Here is a 15,889-nt window from a genome sequence, read left to right on the forward strand (position 1 = left end):
CTGCCTTGCACGTGCGACGGCGAAGAGTATGGTGATCTTCGTCGTGCCGTCTCCGGGGCCCTGAGAGCCGCTGGAGGCAACCGGTTCGGGCCAAGGGGGGCCTTGACGAACCGCACGCAGCGCGCAATTCTCAGGGCGTCGTCAAAGGATCCGAATCCGAGGCATGGATCGACGGCGAAGAGGGCAGTATCTGGGTGCGTTGAGGGCGAGGCCTTGCCGCACAGGTGGTGAGAACAACGAGGAGTGAACACGGTCCCCGAGAACCGCACTGGACATCAGTGTGCCAAGTGGCTACACTGACCCTTTGCGCTGCCTGTTAGCTGCCCCCTGCCCGTCACCAGGGGTCTGCCCTCGCCCGAGCACTGACGACCAGAGCATGTCTGACCTGGCATTTCAGCCACATCAGACACCCCCTGTCTCCGTGTGAGGAAGAGGGGCCGGTACGCGCGTAGTGAGTCCGAGCCCTCGGAAGGACCCCCTCTTGGCCGCCTCGCGCAATGCCTCGACCGCGAATACGAACAACGCTGCCAGCACCGCCCCGCTGCGCATCTCCTTTGCAAAGATCAAGGAGCCCCTCGAGGTTCCGAACCTTCTCGCGCTGCAAACCGAGAGCTTCGACTGGCTCCTCGGCAACGACGCCTGGAAGGCTCGCGTCGAGTCGGCTCTGGAGTCCGGTCAGGACGTCCCCACCAAGTCCGGTCTGGAAGAGATCTTCGAGGAGATCTCGCCGATCGAGGACTTCTCCGGGTCGATGTCGCTGACGTTCCGCGACCACCGCTTCGAGCCCCCCAAGAACAGCATCGACGAGTGCAAGGACCGTGACTTCACGTACGCGGCCCCGCTCTTCGTCACCGCCGAGTTCACCAACAACGAGACCGGCGAGATCAAGTCCCAGACGGTCTTCATGGGCGACTTCCCGCTCATGACCAACAAGGGCACCTTCGTCATCAACGGCACCGAGCGTGTCGTCGTGTCGCAGCTGGTCCGTTCGCCGGGCGTCTACTTCGACTCCTCCATCGACAAGACGTCCGACAAGGACATCTTCTCCGCCAAGATCATCCCGTCCCGGGGCGCCTGGCTGGAGATGGAGATCGACAAGCGCGACATGGTCGGTGTGCGCATCGACCGCAAGCGCAAGCAGTCCGTGACCGTCCTCCTCAAGGCGCTCGGCTGGACCACCGAGCAGATCCTCGAGGAGTTCGGCGAGTACGAGTCCATGCGCGCCACCCTGGAGAAGGACCACACCCAGGGCCAGGACGACGCGCTGCTCGACATCTACCGCAAGCTGCGTCCGGGCGAGCCCCCCACGCGTGAGGCCGCGCAGACGCTCCTGGAGAACCTGTACTTCAACCCGAAGCGCTACGACCTCGCCAAGGTCGGCCGCTACAAGGTCAACAAGAAGCTCGGCGCGGACGAGCCGCTGGACGCCGGCGTGCTCACCACCGACGACGTCATCGCCACCATCAAGTACCTGGTGAAGCTGCACGCCGGTGAGACCGAGACGGTCGGCGAGTCGGGCCGGGAGATCGTCGTCGAGACCGACGACATCGACCACTTCGGCAACCGCCGCATCCGCAACGTCGGCGAGCTGATCCAGAACCAGGTCCGTACGGGTCTCGCCCGTATGGAGCGCGTCGTGCGCGAGCGCATGACCACCCAGGACGTCGAGGCGATCACGCCGCAGACCCTGATCAACATCCGGCCGGTCGTCGCCTCCATCAAGGAGTTCTTCGGCACCAGCCAGCTGTCCCAGTTCATGGACCAGAACAACCCGCTGTCGGGGCTGACGCACAAGCGTCGTCTGAACGCCCTCGGCCCGGGTGGTCTCTCCCGTGAGCGGGCCGGCTTCGAGGTCCGTGACGTTCACCCGTCGCACTACGGCCGCATGTGCCCGATCGAGACGCCCGAAGGCCCGAACATCGGTCTGATCGGCTCGCTCGCCTCGTACGGCCGGATCAACCCGTTCGGTTTCATCGAGACGCCCTACCGCAAGGTCGTCGACGGCCAGGTCACGGACGACGTGGACTACCTGACCGCCGACGAGGAGGACCGCTTCGTCATCGCGCAGGCCAACGCCACGCTCAACGACGACATGCGCTTCTCCGAGGCCCGCGTCCTGGTCCGCCGTCGTGGCGGCGAGGTCGACTACGTCCCCGGTGACGACGTCGACTACATGGATGTCTCGCCGCGCCAGATGGTGTCGGTCGCGACCGCCATGATCCCGTTCCTCGAGCACGACGACGCCAACCGTGCCCTCATGGGCGCGAACATGATGCGTCAGGCGGTGCCGCTCATCAAGAGCGAGTCCCCGCTGGTCGGCACCGGCATGGAGTACCGCTCCGCCGCCGACGCCGGCGACGTGGTCAAGGCCGAGAAGGCGGGTGTGGTCCAGGAGGTCTCCGCGGACTACATCACCACCACCAACGACGACGGCACGTACATCACGTACCGCCTGGCCAAGTTCTCCCGGTCCAACCAGGGAACCTCGGTCAACCAGAAGGTCATCGTCGCCGAGGGCGACCGGGTCATCGAGGGCCAGGTCCTGGCCGACGGTCCGGCCACCGAGAACGGCGAGATGGCGCTCGGCAAGAACCTGCTGGTCGCGTTCATGCCGTGGGAGGGTCACAACTACGAGGACGCGATCATCCTGTCGCAGCGCCTCGTGCAGGACGACGTCCTCTCCTCGATCCACATCGAGGAGCACGAGGTCGACGCCCGTGACACCAAGCTCGGCCCCGAGGAGATCACCCGGGACATCCCGAACGTCTCCGAGGAGGTCCTCGCCGACCTCGACGAGCGCGGCATCATCCGCATCGGTGCCGAGGTCGTCGCCGGTGACATCCTCGTCGGCAAGGTCACGCCCAAGGGTGAGACCGAGCTGACCCCGGAGGAGCGTCTGCTCCGCGCGATCTTCGGTGAGAAGGCCCGCGAGGTCCGCGACACCTCCCTGAAGGTGCCGCACGGCGAGATCGGCAAGGTCATCGGCGTCCGCGTCTTCGACCGCGAGGAGGGCGACGAGCTGCCGCCCGGCGTGAACCAGTTGGTCCGCGTCTACGTCGCGCAGAAGCGCAAGATCACCGACGGTGACAAGCTCGCCGGCCGTCACGGCAACAAGGGCGTCATCTCCAAGATCAACCCGATCGAGGACATGCCGTTCCTGGAGGACGGCACGCCCGTCGACATCATCCTGAACCCGCTGGGTGTCCCGTCCCGGATGAACCCGGGACAGGTCCTGGAGATCCACCTCGGCTGGCTCGCCAGCCGCGGCTGGGACGTCTCCGGCCTCGCGGACGAGTGGGCGCAGCGCCTCCAGGCGATCGGCGCCGACAAGGTCGAGCCCGGCACCAACGTCGCCACCCCGGTGTTCGACGGTGCGCGCGAGGACGAGCTGGCCGGCCTGCTCCAGCACACCATCCCGAACCGGGACGGCGAGCGCATGGTGCTGCCCTCCGGCAAGGCGCGGCTGTTCGACGGCCGCAGTGGTGAGCCGTTCCCGGACCCGATCTCGGTCGGGTACATGTACATCCTCAAGCTCCACCACCTGGTCGACGACAAGCTGCACGCCCGGTCGACCGGCCCGTACTCGATGATCACCCAGCAGCCGCTGGGTGGTAAGGCCCAGTTCGGTGGCCAGCGCTTCGGTGAGATGGAGGTGTGGGCGCTGGAGGCTTACGGCGCCGCGTACGCCCTCCAGGAGCTGCTGACCATCAAGTCCGACGACGTCACCGGCCGCGTGAAGGTCTACGAGGCCATCGTCAAGGGCGAGAACATCCCTGAGCCCGGCATCCCCGAGTCCTTCAAGGTGCTCATCAAGGAGATGCAGTCCCTGTGCCTCAACGTGGAGGTGCTGTCCTCGGACGGCATGTCCATCGAGATGCGTGACACCGACGAGGACGTCTTCCGCGCTGCGGAGGAGCTCGGCATCGACCTGTCCCGGCGCGAGCCGAGCAGCGTCGAAGAGGTCTGACGGGAGTCAGGCGGGGCCTCTCCCGCAGAGGCCCCGCCGATCCCGCGACCCCCGTTTCAGACCACAGACTTACAACCCTGAGAGGGATTGACGCATAGTGCTCGACGTCAACTTCTTCGACGAGCTCCGGATCGGTCTGGCCACCGCTGACGACATCCGTCAGTGGAGCCACGGCGAGGTCAAGAAGCCCGAGACCATCAACTACCGCACCCTCAAGCCCGAGAAGGACGGACTCTTCTGCGAGAAGATCTTCGGTCCGACCCGGGACTGGGAGTGCTACTGCGGCAAGTACAAGCGCGTCCGCTTCAAGGGCATCATCTGCGAGCGCTGTGGCGTCGAGGTCACGCGCGCCAAGGTGCGCCGTGAGCGGATGGGCCACATCGAGCTGGCCGCCCCCGTCACCCACATCTGGTACTTCAAGGGCGTTCCGTCGCGGCTGGGCTACCTGCTCGACCTTGCCCCGAAGGACCTGGAGAAGGTCATCTACTTCGCCGCGTACATGATCACGTACGTGGACGAGGAGCGCCGCACCCGCGACCTGCCCTCGCTGGAGGCCCACGTCTCCGTCGAGCGCCAGCAGATCGAGAACCGTCGCGACGCCGACCTCGAGGCCCGCGCCAAGAAGCTCGAGACGGACCTCGCCGAGCTGGAGGCCGAGGGCGCCAAGGCCGACGTGCGCCGCAAGGTGCGCGAGGGTGCCGAGCGTGAGATGAAGCAGCTGCGCGACCGTGCGCAGCGCGAGATCGACCGCCTCGACGAGGTGTGGAACCGGTTCAAGAACCTCAAGGTCCAGGACCTGGAGGGCGACGAGCTGCTCTACCGCGAGCTGCGCGACCGCTTCGGCACCTACTTCGACGGCTCGATGGGCGCCGCCGCGCTGCAGAAGCGCCTGGAGTCCTTCGACCTCGACGAGGAGGCCGAGCGCCTCCGCGAGATCATCCGCACCGGCAAGGGCCAGAAGAAGACCCGTGCGCTCAAGCGCCTCAAGGTCGTCTCCGCGTTCCTGCAGACCAGCAACAGCCCCAAGGGCATGGTGCTGGACTGCGTGCCGGTCATCCCGCCGGACCTGCGTCCGATGGTGCAGCTGGACGGTGGCCGCTTCGCGACCTCCGACCTGAACGACCTGTACCGCCGCGTCATCAACCGCAACAACCGCCTGAAGCGGCTTCTCGACCTCGGCGCGCCCGAGATCATCGTGAACAACGAGAAGCGCATGCTCCAGGAGGCCGTGGACGCCCTCTTCGACAACGGCCGTCGTGGCCGCCCGGTGACCGGTCCGGGTAACCGCCCGCTGAAGTCCCTGAGCGACATGCTCAAGGGCAAGCAGGGTCGTTTCCGTCAGAACCTGCTCGGTAAGCGTGTGGACTACTCCGCGCGTTCCGTCATCGTCGTCGGCCCGCAGCTGAAGCTGCACCAGTGCGGTCTGCCCAAGGCCATGGCGCTGGAGCTCTTCAAGCCGTTCGTGATGAAGCGCCTGGTCGACCTGAACCACGCGCAGAACATCAAGAGCGCCAAGCGCATGGTCGAGCGCGGCCGCACGGTCGTGTACGACGTGCTCGAAGAGGTCATCGCGGAGCACCCGGTTCTGCTGAACCGCGCGCCCACGCTGCACCGCCTCGGCATCCAGGCCTTCGAGCCGCAGCTGGTCGAGGGCAAGGCCATCCAGATCCACCCGCTCGTCTGCACCGCGTTCAACGCGGACTTCGACGGTGACCAGATGGCCGTCCACCTGCCGCTCTCCGCGGAGGCGCAGGCCGAGGCCCGCATCCTGATGCTGTCCTCGAACAACATCCTCAAGCCGGCCGACGGCCGTCCGGTGACGATGCCGACCCAGGACATGGTCCTCGGTCTGTTCTTCCTCACCACCGACGGCGAGGGCCGCGACCTCAAGGGCGAGGGCCGTGCCTTCGGTTCCGCCGCCGAGGCGATCATGGCGTTCGACGCGGGCGACCTGTCGCTCCAGTCGAAGGTCGACATCCGCTTCCCGGTGGGCACCATCCCGCCCCGCGGCTGGGAGCCCCCGGCCCGTGAGGAGGGTGAGCCGGAGTGGCAGCAGGGTGACACCTTCACGCTGAGGACCACGCTGGGCCGCGCGCTCTTCAACGAGCTGCTGCCCGAGGACTACCCCTTCGTCGACTACGAGGTCGGCAAGAAGCAGCTCTCGGAGATCGTCAACGACCTCGCCGAGCGCTACCCGAAGGTCATCGTGGCGGCGACGCTCGACAACCTGAAGGCGGCCGGTTTCTTCTGGGCCACCCGTTCCGGCGTGACCGTGGCCATCTCCGACGTCGTCGTTCCCGAGGCGAAGAAGGAGATCGTCCGCGGCTACGAGGCGCAGGACGAGAAGGTCCAGAAGCAGTACGAGCGCGGTCTGATCACCAAGGACGAGCGCACGCAGGAGCTCATCGCGATCTGGACCAAGGCGACCAACGAGGTCGCCGAGGCGATGAACGACAACTTCCCGAAGACCAACCCGATCTTCATGATGGTGAACTCGGGTGCACGAGGCAACATGATGCAGATGCGTCAGATCGCCGGTATGCGTGGTCTGGTGTCGAACGCGAAGAACGAGACGATCCCGCGTCCCATCAAGGCTTCCTTCCGTGAGGGCCTGTCCGTGCTGGAGTACTTCATCTCCACGCACGGTGCCCGTAAGGGTCTGGCGGACACCGCTCTGCGTACCGCCGACTCGGGTTACCTCACGCGTCGTCTGGTCGACGTCTCCCAGGACGTCATCATTCGCGAGGAGGACTGCGGCACCGAGCGCGGCCTCAAGCTGCCGATCGCCACGCGCGACGCGGACGGCACGCTGCGCAAGGCCGAGGACGTCGAGACCAGCGTGTACGCCCGCATGCTCGCCGAGGACGTCGTCATCGACGGCAAGGTGATCGCGCCGGCCAACGTCGACCTCGGTGACGTGCTCATCGACCAGCTCGTGCGCCACGGTGTGGAGGAGGTCAAGACCCGCTCGATCCTGACCTGTGAGTCCCAGGTCGGCACCTGCGCCATGTGCTACGGCCGCTCGCTGGCCACCGGCAAGCTGGTCGACATCGGTGAGGCGGTCGGCATCATCGCCGCCCAGTCCATCGGTGAGCCCGGTACCCAGCTGACGATGCGTACCTTCCACACCGGTGGTGTGGCCGGTGACGACATCACCCAGGGTCTGCCGCGTGTCGTCGAGCTCTTCGAGGCCCGTACCCCGAAGGGTGTCGCCCCGATCTCCGAGGCCTCCGGCCGCGTCCGGATCGAGGAGACCGAGAAGACCAAGAAGATCGTCGTCACCCCGGACGACGGCAGCGACGAGACGGCGTTCCCGATCTCGAAGCGCGCCCGTCTGCTCGTGGGCGAGGGCGACCACGTCGAGGTGGGCCAGAAGCTCACCGTGGGTGCCACCAACCCGCACGACGTGCTGCGCATCCTGGGTCAGCGTGCCGTCCAGGTCCACCTGGTCGGCGAGGTCCAGAAGGTCTACAACTCGCAGGGCGTGTCGATCCACGACAAGCACATCGAGATCATCATCCGGCAGATGCTGCGCCGTGTGACGATCATCGAGTCCGGCGACGCCGAGCTGCTGCCCGGCGAGCTGGTGGAGCGCTCGAAGTTCGAGACCGAGAACCGTCGTGTGGTCCAGGAGGGCGGTCACCCGGCCTCCGGTCGTCCGCAGCTGATGGGTATCACCAAGGCCTCGCTGGCGACGGAATCCTGGCTGTCGGCCGCCTCCTTCCAGGAGACGACCCGAGTCCTGACGGACGCGGCGATCAACGCCAAGTCCGACAGCCTCATCGGCCTCAAGGAGAACGTCATCATCGGTAAGCTCATCCCGGCCGGTACGGGTCTGTCCCGCTACCGCAACATCCGGGTCGAGCCGACCGAAGAGGCCAAGGCCGCGATGTACTCGGCCGTCGGCTACGACGACATCGACTACTCGCCGTTCGGCACGGGCTCCGGCCAGGCCGTTCCGCTGGAGGACTACGACTACGGTCCGTACAACCAGTAAGCGAGTCGCCTGACAAGGCAGCCAAAGCCGTAGGGCGGCCACCCGCGTGGGTGGCCGCCCTACGGCGTGCCATGCCCGTAGGGGGCCGGATACGGGCCGGCACGGGCGTGCGCAAGGCGGGGCGAAACCGGCGTCGCCGTCGGTCCCGCCCATTTGTTTTGACCGCAGCGAATGCGATAGGTACGCTCAGACCTTGTGCCTGGGGTGTGCCCTGGCCCTCGTGCGTGCCTACGACCGCACCGGGGCGTGCGTGGCCACCGCAAATCGCGTCTTCTTCCGCCTTGCGGCCGGAGCTCGCGGCTTCGACACACCCGACCGCGTGGGTCGGCGATGTTCCAGGTTAGCTTTACCATTCGGCACACAGAAACCGGAGAAGTAGTGCCTACGATCCAGCAGCTGGTCCGCAAGGGCCGGCAGGACAAGGTCGAGAAGAACAAGACGCCCGCACTCGAGGGTTCCCCTCAGCGTCGCGGCGTCTGCACGCGTGTGTTCACGACCACCCCGAAGAAGCCGAACTCGGCCCTGCGTAAGGTCGCGCGTGTGCGTCTGACCAGCGGGATCGAGGTCACCGCTTACATTCCGGGTGAGGGGCACAACCTGCAGGAGCACTCCATCGTGCTCGTGCGCGGCGGCCGTGTGAAGGACCTGCCGGGTGTTCGCTACAAGATCATCCGCGGTTCGCTTGACACCCAGGGTGTGAAGAACCGCAAGCAGGCCCGCAGCCGCTACGGCGCCAAGAAGGAGAAGTAAGAATGCCTCGTAAGGGCCCCGCCCCGAAGCGCCCGGTCATCATCGACCCGGTCTACGGTTCTCCTCTGGTGACCTCCCTGATCAACAAGGTGCTGCTGAACGGCAAGCGCTCCACCGCCGAGCGCATCGTCTACGGTGCCATGGAGGGTCTGCGCGAGAAGACCGGCAACGACCCGGTCATCACGCTCAAGCGCGCTCTCGAGAACATCAAGCCGACCCTCGAGGTCAAGTCCCGCCGTGTCGGTGGTGCGACGTACCAGGTGCCGATCGAGGTCAAGCCCGGTCGCGCCAACACCCTCGCGCTGCGCTGGCTGGTCGGTTACTCCCGCGCCCGTCGCGAGAAGACCATGACCGAGCGGCTGCTCAACGAGCTCCTCGACGCCTCCAACGGCCTCGGTGCCGCTGTGAAGAAGCGCGAGGACACGCACAAGATGGCCGAGTCCAACAAGGCCTTCGCGCACTACCGCTGGTAGTCGCTACCCACATCGAGACCGAGAGAAGACTGAAGCCTTATGGCTACCACTTCACTTGACCTGGCCAAGGTCCGCAACATCGGGATCATGGCCCACATCGACGCGGGCAAGACGACCACCACCGAGCGGATCCTGTTCTACACGGGTGTGTCGTACAAGATCGGTGAGGTCCACGACGGCGCCGCCACGATGGACTGGATGGAGCAGGAGCAGGAGCGTGGCATCACGATCACGTCTGCTGCGACCACCTGCCACTGGCCGCTCGAGGACAACGACTACACGATCAACATCATCGACACCCCGGGGCACGTCGACTTCACCGTCGAGGTGGAGCGTTCCCTGCGTGTGCTCGACGGTGCCGTGACCGTGTTCGACGGTGTCGCCGGTGTCGAGCCGCAGTCCGAGACGGTGTGGCGTCAGGCCGACCGCTACGGCGTGCCGCGCATCTGCTTCGTCAACAAGCTGGACCGTACCGGCGCCGAGTTCCACCGCTGCGTGGAGATGATCTCGGACCGCCTGGGTGCCCAGCCGCTCGTCATGCAGCTCCCGATCGGTGCCGAGGCCGACTTCAAGGGCGTCGTGGACCTGGTCCGCATGAAGGCGCTCGTGTGGTCCGCCGAGGCGGCCAAGGGCGAGATGTACGAGACCGTCGACATCCCGGCCACGCACACCGAGGCCGCCGAGGAGTGGCGCGGCAAGCTGGTCGAGGCCGTCGCGGAGAACGACGAAGAGATCATGGAGCTGTTCCTGGAGGGCCAGGAGCCCACCGAGGAGCAGCTGTACGCCGCGATCCGTCGCATCACCATCGCGTCCGGCAAGTCCGACGAGACCACCGTCACCCCGGTGTTCTGCGGCACCGCGTTCAAGAACAAGGGCGTTCAGCCCCTGCTCGACGCGGTCGTGCGCTACCTGCCGACCCCGCTCGACGTCGAGGCCATCGAGGGCCAGGACGTCAAGGACCCCGAGGTCGTCATCAAGCGCAAGCCGTCCGAGGACGAGCCGCTGGCCGCTCTTGCGTTCAAGATCATGAGCGACCCGCACCTCGGCAAGCTCACCTTCGTCCGGGTCTACTCGGGCCGCCTGGAGTCCGGCACCGCGGTGCTGAACTCCGTCAAGGGCAAGAAGGAGCGCATCGGCAAGATCTACCGCATGCACGCCAACAAGCGTGAGGAGATCGAGTCGGTGGGCGCCGGCGACATCGTCGCCGTCATGGGCCTGAAGCAGACCACCACCGGTGAGACGCTGTCCGACGACAAGAACCCGGTCATCCTGGAGTCCATGGACTTCCCGGCGCCGGTCATCGAGGTCGCGATCGAGCCCAAGTCCAAGGGCGACCAGGAGAAGCTGGGTGTCGCCATCCAGCGTCTCGCGGAGGAGGACCCCTCCTTCCAGGTGCACACCAACGAGGAGACCGGCCAGACCGTCATCGGCGGTATGGGCGAGCTTCACCTCGAGGTGCTGGTCGACCGGATGAAGCGCGAGTTCAAGGTCGAGGCCAACGTCGGCAAGCCGCAGGTCGCGTACCGTGAGACGATCCGCAAGACCGTCGAGCGCGTGGACTACACCCACAAGAAGCAGACCGGTGGTACCGGTCAGTTCGCCAAGGTGCAGATCGCGATCGAGCCGATCGAGGGCGGCGACGCCTCGTACGAGTTCGTGAACAAGGTCACCGGTGGCCGCATCCCGAAGGAGTACATCCCTTCGGTGGACGCCGGTGCGCAGGAGGCCATGCAGTTCGGCATCCTGGCCGGCTACGAGATGACGGGCGTCCGCGTCACGCTCATCGACGGTGGCTACCACGAGGTCGACTCCTCCGAGCTCGCCTTCAAGATCGCCGGTTCGCAGGCCTTCAAGGAGGCCGCGCGCAAGGCTTCGCCCGTGCTCCTGGAGCCGATGATGGCCGTCGAGGTCACCACGCCCGAGGACTACATGGGTGAGGTCATCGGCGACATCAACTCCCGCCGTGGCCAGATCCAGGCCATGGAGGAGCGTGCGGGTGCCCGCGTCGTCAAGGGCCTCGTGCCCCTGTCGGAGATGTTCGGCTACGTCGGAGACCTCCGCAGCAAGACGTCGGGTCGCGCAAGCTACTCGATGCAGTTCGACTCCTACGCCGAGGTTCCCCGGAACGTCGCCGAGGAGATCATCGCGAAGGCCAAGGGCGAGTAACGGACTACTCCGTTTAACGGACCCCGTAAACACGCTTTAGGCTTGACCCCGGAGCCTGCATGGGGCATTCCGTCGTGAACCCGGCGGAATGCCCCCGGCACCCGGGCTTTCCAGCAAAGATCACCTGGCGCCGATGAGTAAGGCGTACAGAACCACTCCACAGGAGGACCCCAGTGGCGAAGGCGAAGTTCGAGCGGACTAAGCCGCACGTCAACATCGGCACCATCGGTCACATCGACCACGGTAAGACGACCCTCACGGCCGCCATTACCAAGGTGCTGCACGACGCGTACCCGGACCTGAATGAGGCCTCGGCCTTCGACATGATCGACAAGGCGCCCGAGGAGCGCCAGCGCGGTATCACCATCTCCATCGCGCACGTCGAGTACCAGACCGAGACGCGTCACTACGCCCACGTCGACTGCCCCGGTCACGCGGACTACATCAAGAACATGATCACGGGTGCCGCGCAGATGGACGGCGCCATCCTCGTGGTCGCCGCCACCGACGGCCCGATGCCGCAGACCAAGGAGCACGTGCTCCTGGCCCGCCAGGTCGGCGTTCCGTACATCGTCGTCGCCCTGAACAAGGCCGACATGGTGGACGACGAGGAGATCCTGGAGCTCGTCGAGCTCGAGGTGCGTGAGCTCCTCTCCGAGTACGAGTTCCCGGGCGACGACGTTCCGGTCGTCAAGGTCTCCGCTCTGAAGGCCCTCGAGGGCGACAAGGAGTGGGGCAACTCGGTCCTCGAGCTCATGAAGGCCGTGGACGAGGCCATCCCGGAGCCCGAGCGCGACGTCGACAAGCCGTTCCTGATGCCGATCGAGGACGTCTTCACCATCACCGGTCGCGGTACGGTCGTCACCGGCCGCATCGAGCGTGGTGTCCTCAAGGTCAACGAGACCGTCGACATCATCGGCATCAAGACCGAGAAGACCACCACCACGGTCACCGGCATCGAGATGTTCCGCAAGCTGCTCGACGAGGGCCAGGCCGGTGAGAACGTCGGTCTGCTGCTCCGCGGCATCAAGCGCGAGGACGTCGAGCGCGGCCAGGTCATCATCAAGCCGGGCTCGGTCACCCCGCACACCGAGTTCGAGGCCCAGGCCTACATCCTGTCCAAGGACGAGGGTGGCCGCCACACGCCGTTCTTCAACAACTACCGTCCGCAGTTCTACTTCCGTACGACGGACGTGACCGGCGTCGTGACCCTCCCCGAGGGCACCGAGATGGTCATGCCGGGTGACAACACCGAGATGAAGGTGGAGCTCATCCAGCCCGTCGCCATGGAAGAGGGCCTGAAGTTCGCCATCCGTGAGGGTGGCCGGACGGTCGGCGCCGGCCAGGTCACCAAGATCAACAAGTAAGTTCCGCTTGCTTGTCGGTCAACTGACCTGACATGGGCTGATGCCTGAGAAGGGGCCCGTACGACTTCGGTCGTGCGGGCCCCTTCTGCGTGGCCGGCACCCTTGGCGCGTCAACGGTGGCGGCGTGGTTGTCACTCGTCCGCGGCAATCGTCGACATATGCGTCTGGCACTGTCCGGCGTTCGCCTACGTTCGCCGCATGGTCAGTTCATCCCACGAGGCGCTGCACCGGATCTTCCAGGAGGATCCGGCGCTCTTCGCCCGTGCCGTCAAGGCGCTCGGCGTCTCCTTCGCCGAACCGGTCTCCGCGGTCCCGCTCACCACCGACCTCACCGAGAACCGGCCGGTGGAACGGCGCGTGGACACGCTGCTGCGCATGGAGACCGGCGACAACGGCAGCTTCCTGCTCGCCGTCGAGTCACAGGGCAAGCAGGACCGCGACAAGCCCGCGAGCTGGGCGTACTACATGTCGCACCTGCACGCCAAGTACCGGCTGCCACCGGTCCTGCTGGTGGTCTGCGCCGACCGGCGTACGGCTGCCTGGGCGGCCCGGGAGGTCGACATCGGCCCACCGCAGTGGCCCTCGCTCACCGTGCGGCCACTGGTCCTCGGGCCGGACCAGCTGCCCGTCATCGACAGCCCCGACGAGGCGGCGCGTGACATCCCGCTGACCGTGCTGTCCGCGGCGCTGCACCGCCGGGACCCGGACGCCGATGCCATACTGAAAGCGCTGGCGTCGGCACTGAAGGTCCTGTCGGCCGACGACGAGAACACGGCAAGCATCTTCATCGAGCTCACGGAACAAGGCCTCGGCAAGACGCCGGCCGCGGACCTCTGGAGGCAGATCATGGCCGCCGACCTTTCCTTCTTCCAGTCGGAGACTGCGCAGAATCTCAGGGCTGAGGGGCGTGAAGAGGGCCGGGCCGAAGGCTGGGCCAAGGGCCGGGCTGAAGGGCGGGCCGAAGACATTCTGCTGTTGTTGGAGCGGCGGGGTGTTGTGGTGTCCGAGGGTGAGCGGGCGAGGATCGTCGGGTGCCGGGATGTGGATGTTCTGGGGGTTTGGTTCTCGCGAGCCATCACGGCCTCCTCGGCGGCGGAGGTGTTCGGGGACGCAGGGGACTGAGTCGTCCTGCGGGAGTGCGAGGTCACTCCCGTACTCCCGCCAGTTCCACCGCGCGGCGCCGCAGTGAGGTGGCCGCCGGCAGCACCGACCTGATCACCGCCAGTACCGCGCAGGTGCCGACGACCCCGGCGAGGGCCGTCCACGGCAGGTCGGTGGCGCTGGGCACGGACAGCAGGCGCAGTGCCCACCGCATCCCGGCGAGATCGAGGCCGGCCACGACCAGGCCCAGTACCGCCCCGACCACGACCACCGTCAGCGACTCCGCGCCGATCAGCCGCAGTACCTGCCACCTGGTGGCGCCCGCCAGTCGCAGCACCGCCGGGTCGCGCACCCGGTCGGAGGTGGCGGGCGGCGGCACGGTCGTCGACCCGGAAGTGGTACGCCGGTTGCTCCGTCGCCGCCGGGATCCCCTGGAGCGGCTCAGCCCGCGCGAGCGGGAGGTGCTGGCCCTGATCGCCGAGGGCAAGTCGAACGGCGCGATCGCCCGCCAGCTCGTCGTCTCCGAGGCGGCCGTGGGAAAGCACATCGGCAGCATCCTCACCAAGCTCGACCTGCCCCCGGCCGGCGACACGCACCGCAGGGTGCTGGCGGCACTGCCGTATCTGCGCGCGTGACGCCGCGGGCGGCGCGCACATGTACTGGTTCGGTCACGAACCCCACACGGCTCTGCACTTTTCCTTCAAGTGGCGGCACGATTGACCGCCGCAAGTCTCTGTCCCGCGCCGTCACTCGTCAGCCGGAAAGTGAGTCCGTGAGTACCGTCCCGCCTCCCGACCGCCCCGACGACGACCCGGTCCCGTCCTCCCTCTCGGACGAGCAACTGGAGTCCTTCCTGCGGGATGCCGCGGAAGGCGGTGGCGCCGCCGCGCCCAAGGAGCCCTCCGCCCGCGCGCGGATGGTGGCCCGGCGCCTGCGGGAGGAGGACGAGGCCGCGCGGCGTGCCCGCGGCGGCCGCAAGCGGGGAGACCAGAGCCCGCCCGCCCCGCCGGGATGGCGTACGGGACCGCCGACGCGGCTCGGCGACGGCGGCTCCCGCCGGCGCCGCGTGGGCGCGGTCGTCGCGGTGCTGGCACTCGCGCTCTTCGCGGTCGTCGCCGTACGCCCTTCACTGGTGACGGACCTGTTCCCCGGCGGTGACGACGGCGCGGAGATGCCGCTGGCCGCCGAGACCGCGCGGCCGACCGGCGCTCCCGCGGACCCCGCCCAGTCGGGGCGGGCGACGCGCGAGCACCCCTTCCGGGGTTCGCCGGCCGAACGGTGGGCCGAGGGCGCCGACGCCATAGAGCTGCCGCAGGCGAAGGCGCTGGGCGGCATGAGCGAGGAAGACGTGGCGTTCGCACTGCGCCGCACCAAGGAACTCCTGGTCGCCGCCAACCTGGACCCGGCCGTACTGCGCGGCGCCCACCCGGACGCGGCGCTGTCCGTCCTCGACCCCAAGCAGCCGGAGCTGCTGCCGAAGCTGCGCCGGTCACTGCGGCAGCCGGACGAGGAGAACGACCCGCTCCTCCTCTTCACCCGCTTCGATCCGGACGAGACCCGCCTCGCCGGTGACGTGGTCAAGGTGCGGGGCCGCATGACGGTGACCGCCGGTGAGCCGGGCGTCGTGAAGGTCGACGCCGACTACACCTTCGTCTACCCGCTGGTGCGGGCGGACGGGGACGACGGGCAGGTGGCGCGCACGATCGTCCGCCGCGCACTCACCCTGACGCTGAACGACCCGGCCAGGTGGGAGGTGACCGAGGGCAGGCTCCTGATGGAGAAGTACTTCTCGGAGTTCGGCAACACCAGCTGCGCCGTCCACGACGGCTACCTGCACCCCGACTTCGGCGACGGACCGTCCGGGGAGCGTCCCACCGGCCCCTTGACGGACCCCTACGACCGCAGCCGCCCCCTCACCGATACCGACTCGGGAGACTGCGGACGGGTCACCCGCACCTGACGGGTTCCCGACGCGGCCGGACCCGGGCGCTCTCCCTTCGCGCGCCCGGGCCCGTCCCCGTCGTCCCCGTGGGCCGTACCCCCCGCGGGCCGTCCCAGGGGACCGTCC

The 15,889-nt window shown here is 67.2% G+C and carries 9 protein-coding genes and 1 pseudogene; 9 read left to right on the top strand and 1 reads right to left on the bottom strand.

The window, feature by feature from the left end:
* Nucleotides 1-481: 481 nt before the first annotated feature.
* The 7 genes from rpoB (at nucleotide 482) to ACFW47_RS06345 (ending at nucleotide 13,842) form a co-directional block, all read left to right on the top strand.
* Nucleotides 482-3,967 carry a DNA-directed RNA polymerase subunit beta gene (gene rpoB, locus ACFW47_RS06315; RefSeq protein ID WP_386281611.1) on the top strand — a complete coding sequence of 1,162 codons (3,486 nt, stop codon included), beginning with the start codon at nucleotides 482-484 and terminating at the stop codon, nucleotides 3,965-3,967.
* A 97-nt stretch (nucleotides 3,968-4,064) separates the two neighbouring features.
* Nucleotides 4,065-7,964, top strand: coding sequence for a DNA-directed RNA polymerase subunit beta' (locus ACFW47_RS06320; RefSeq protein ID WP_386281609.1), 3,900 nt, complete (start codon nucleotides 4,065-4,067; stop codon nucleotides 7,962-7,964).
* 378 nt (nucleotides 7,965-8,342) lie between these two features.
* Nucleotides 8,343-8,714: a 30S ribosomal protein S12 gene (rpsL, locus tag ACFW47_RS06325; protein WP_003948652.1), complete on the top strand. Its 372-nt coding sequence runs from the start codon at nucleotides 8,343-8,345 to the stop codon at nucleotides 8,712-8,714.
* A gap of 2 nt (nucleotides 8,715-8,716) precedes the next feature.
* The gene (gene rpsG, locus ACFW47_RS06330; RefSeq protein WP_003974303.1) at nucleotides 8,717-9,187 is read left to right on the top strand and encodes a 30S ribosomal protein S7; all 471 of its coding nucleotides are present in this window, start codon (nucleotides 8,717-8,719) and stop codon (nucleotides 9,185-9,187) included.
* A gap of 39 nt (nucleotides 9,188-9,226) precedes the next feature.
* A complete protein-coding gene (gene fusA / locus ACFW47_RS06335; protein ID WP_386281605.1) occupies nucleotides 9,227-11,353 on the top strand; it encodes an elongation factor G in 2,127 nt (708 codons plus the stop codon).
* 173 nt (nucleotides 11,354-11,526) lie between these two features.
* Nucleotides 11,527-12,720: an elongation factor Tu gene (gene tuf, locus ACFW47_RS06340; RefSeq protein ID WP_073725144.1), complete on the top strand. Its 1,194-nt coding sequence runs from the start codon at nucleotides 11,527-11,529 to the stop codon at nucleotides 12,718-12,720.
* 198 nt (nucleotides 12,721-12,918) lie between these two features.
* A complete protein-coding gene (locus ACFW47_RS06345) occupies nucleotides 12,919-13,842 on the top strand; it encodes a hypothetical protein (protein WP_386305002.1) in 924 nt (307 codons plus the stop codon).
* Nucleotides 13,843-13,864: 22 nt separating this feature from the next.
* Here the strand turns inward: ACFW47_RS06345 and ACFW47_RS06350 are convergent, their stop codons facing one another.
* Nucleotides 13,865-14,200, bottom strand: coding sequence for an FtsX-like permease family protein (locus ACFW47_RS06350; RefSeq protein WP_386305003.1), 336 nt, complete (start codon nucleotides 14,198-14,200; stop codon nucleotides 13,865-13,867).
* Here ACFW47_RS06350 and ACFW47_RS06355 point away from each other — a divergent pair.
* Nucleotides 14,178-14,456 (top strand): annotated as a pseudogene (locus ACFW47_RS06355) (response regulator transcription factor); the annotation flags it as partial. The gene ACFW47_RS06350 and the pseudogene ACFW47_RS06355 sit on opposite strands and share 23 nt — an antisense overlap.
* 137 nt (nucleotides 14,457-14,593) lie before the next feature.
* Entirely contained in the window at nucleotides 14,594-15,781 is a 1,188-nt protein-coding gene (locus tag ACFW47_RS06360; protein ID WP_386281598.1) for a hypothetical protein, read from the top strand.
* The last annotated feature ends 108 nt before the right edge of the window (nucleotides 15,782-15,889 follow it).

It is taken from the genome of Streptomyces sp. NPDC058796 (assembly GCF_042745235.1).
GTDB lineage: Bacteria > Actinomycetota > Actinomycetes > Streptomycetales > Streptomycetaceae > Streptomyces.

What these genes read in the sequence shown, in the direction of transcription:
- rpsG (WP_003974303.1), top strand. Translation starts at nt 8,717, where the DNA reads ATGCCTCGTAAGGGCCCCGCCCCGAAGCGCCCGGTCATCATCGACCCG.
- fusA (WP_386281605.1), top strand. Translation starts at nt 9,227, where the DNA reads ATGGCTACCACTTCACTTGACCTGGCCAAGGTCCGCAACATCGGGATC.
- ACFW47_RS06345 (WP_386305002.1), top strand. Translation starts at nt 12,919, where the DNA reads ATGGTCAGTTCATCCCACGAGGCGCTGCACCGGATCTTCCAGGAGGAT.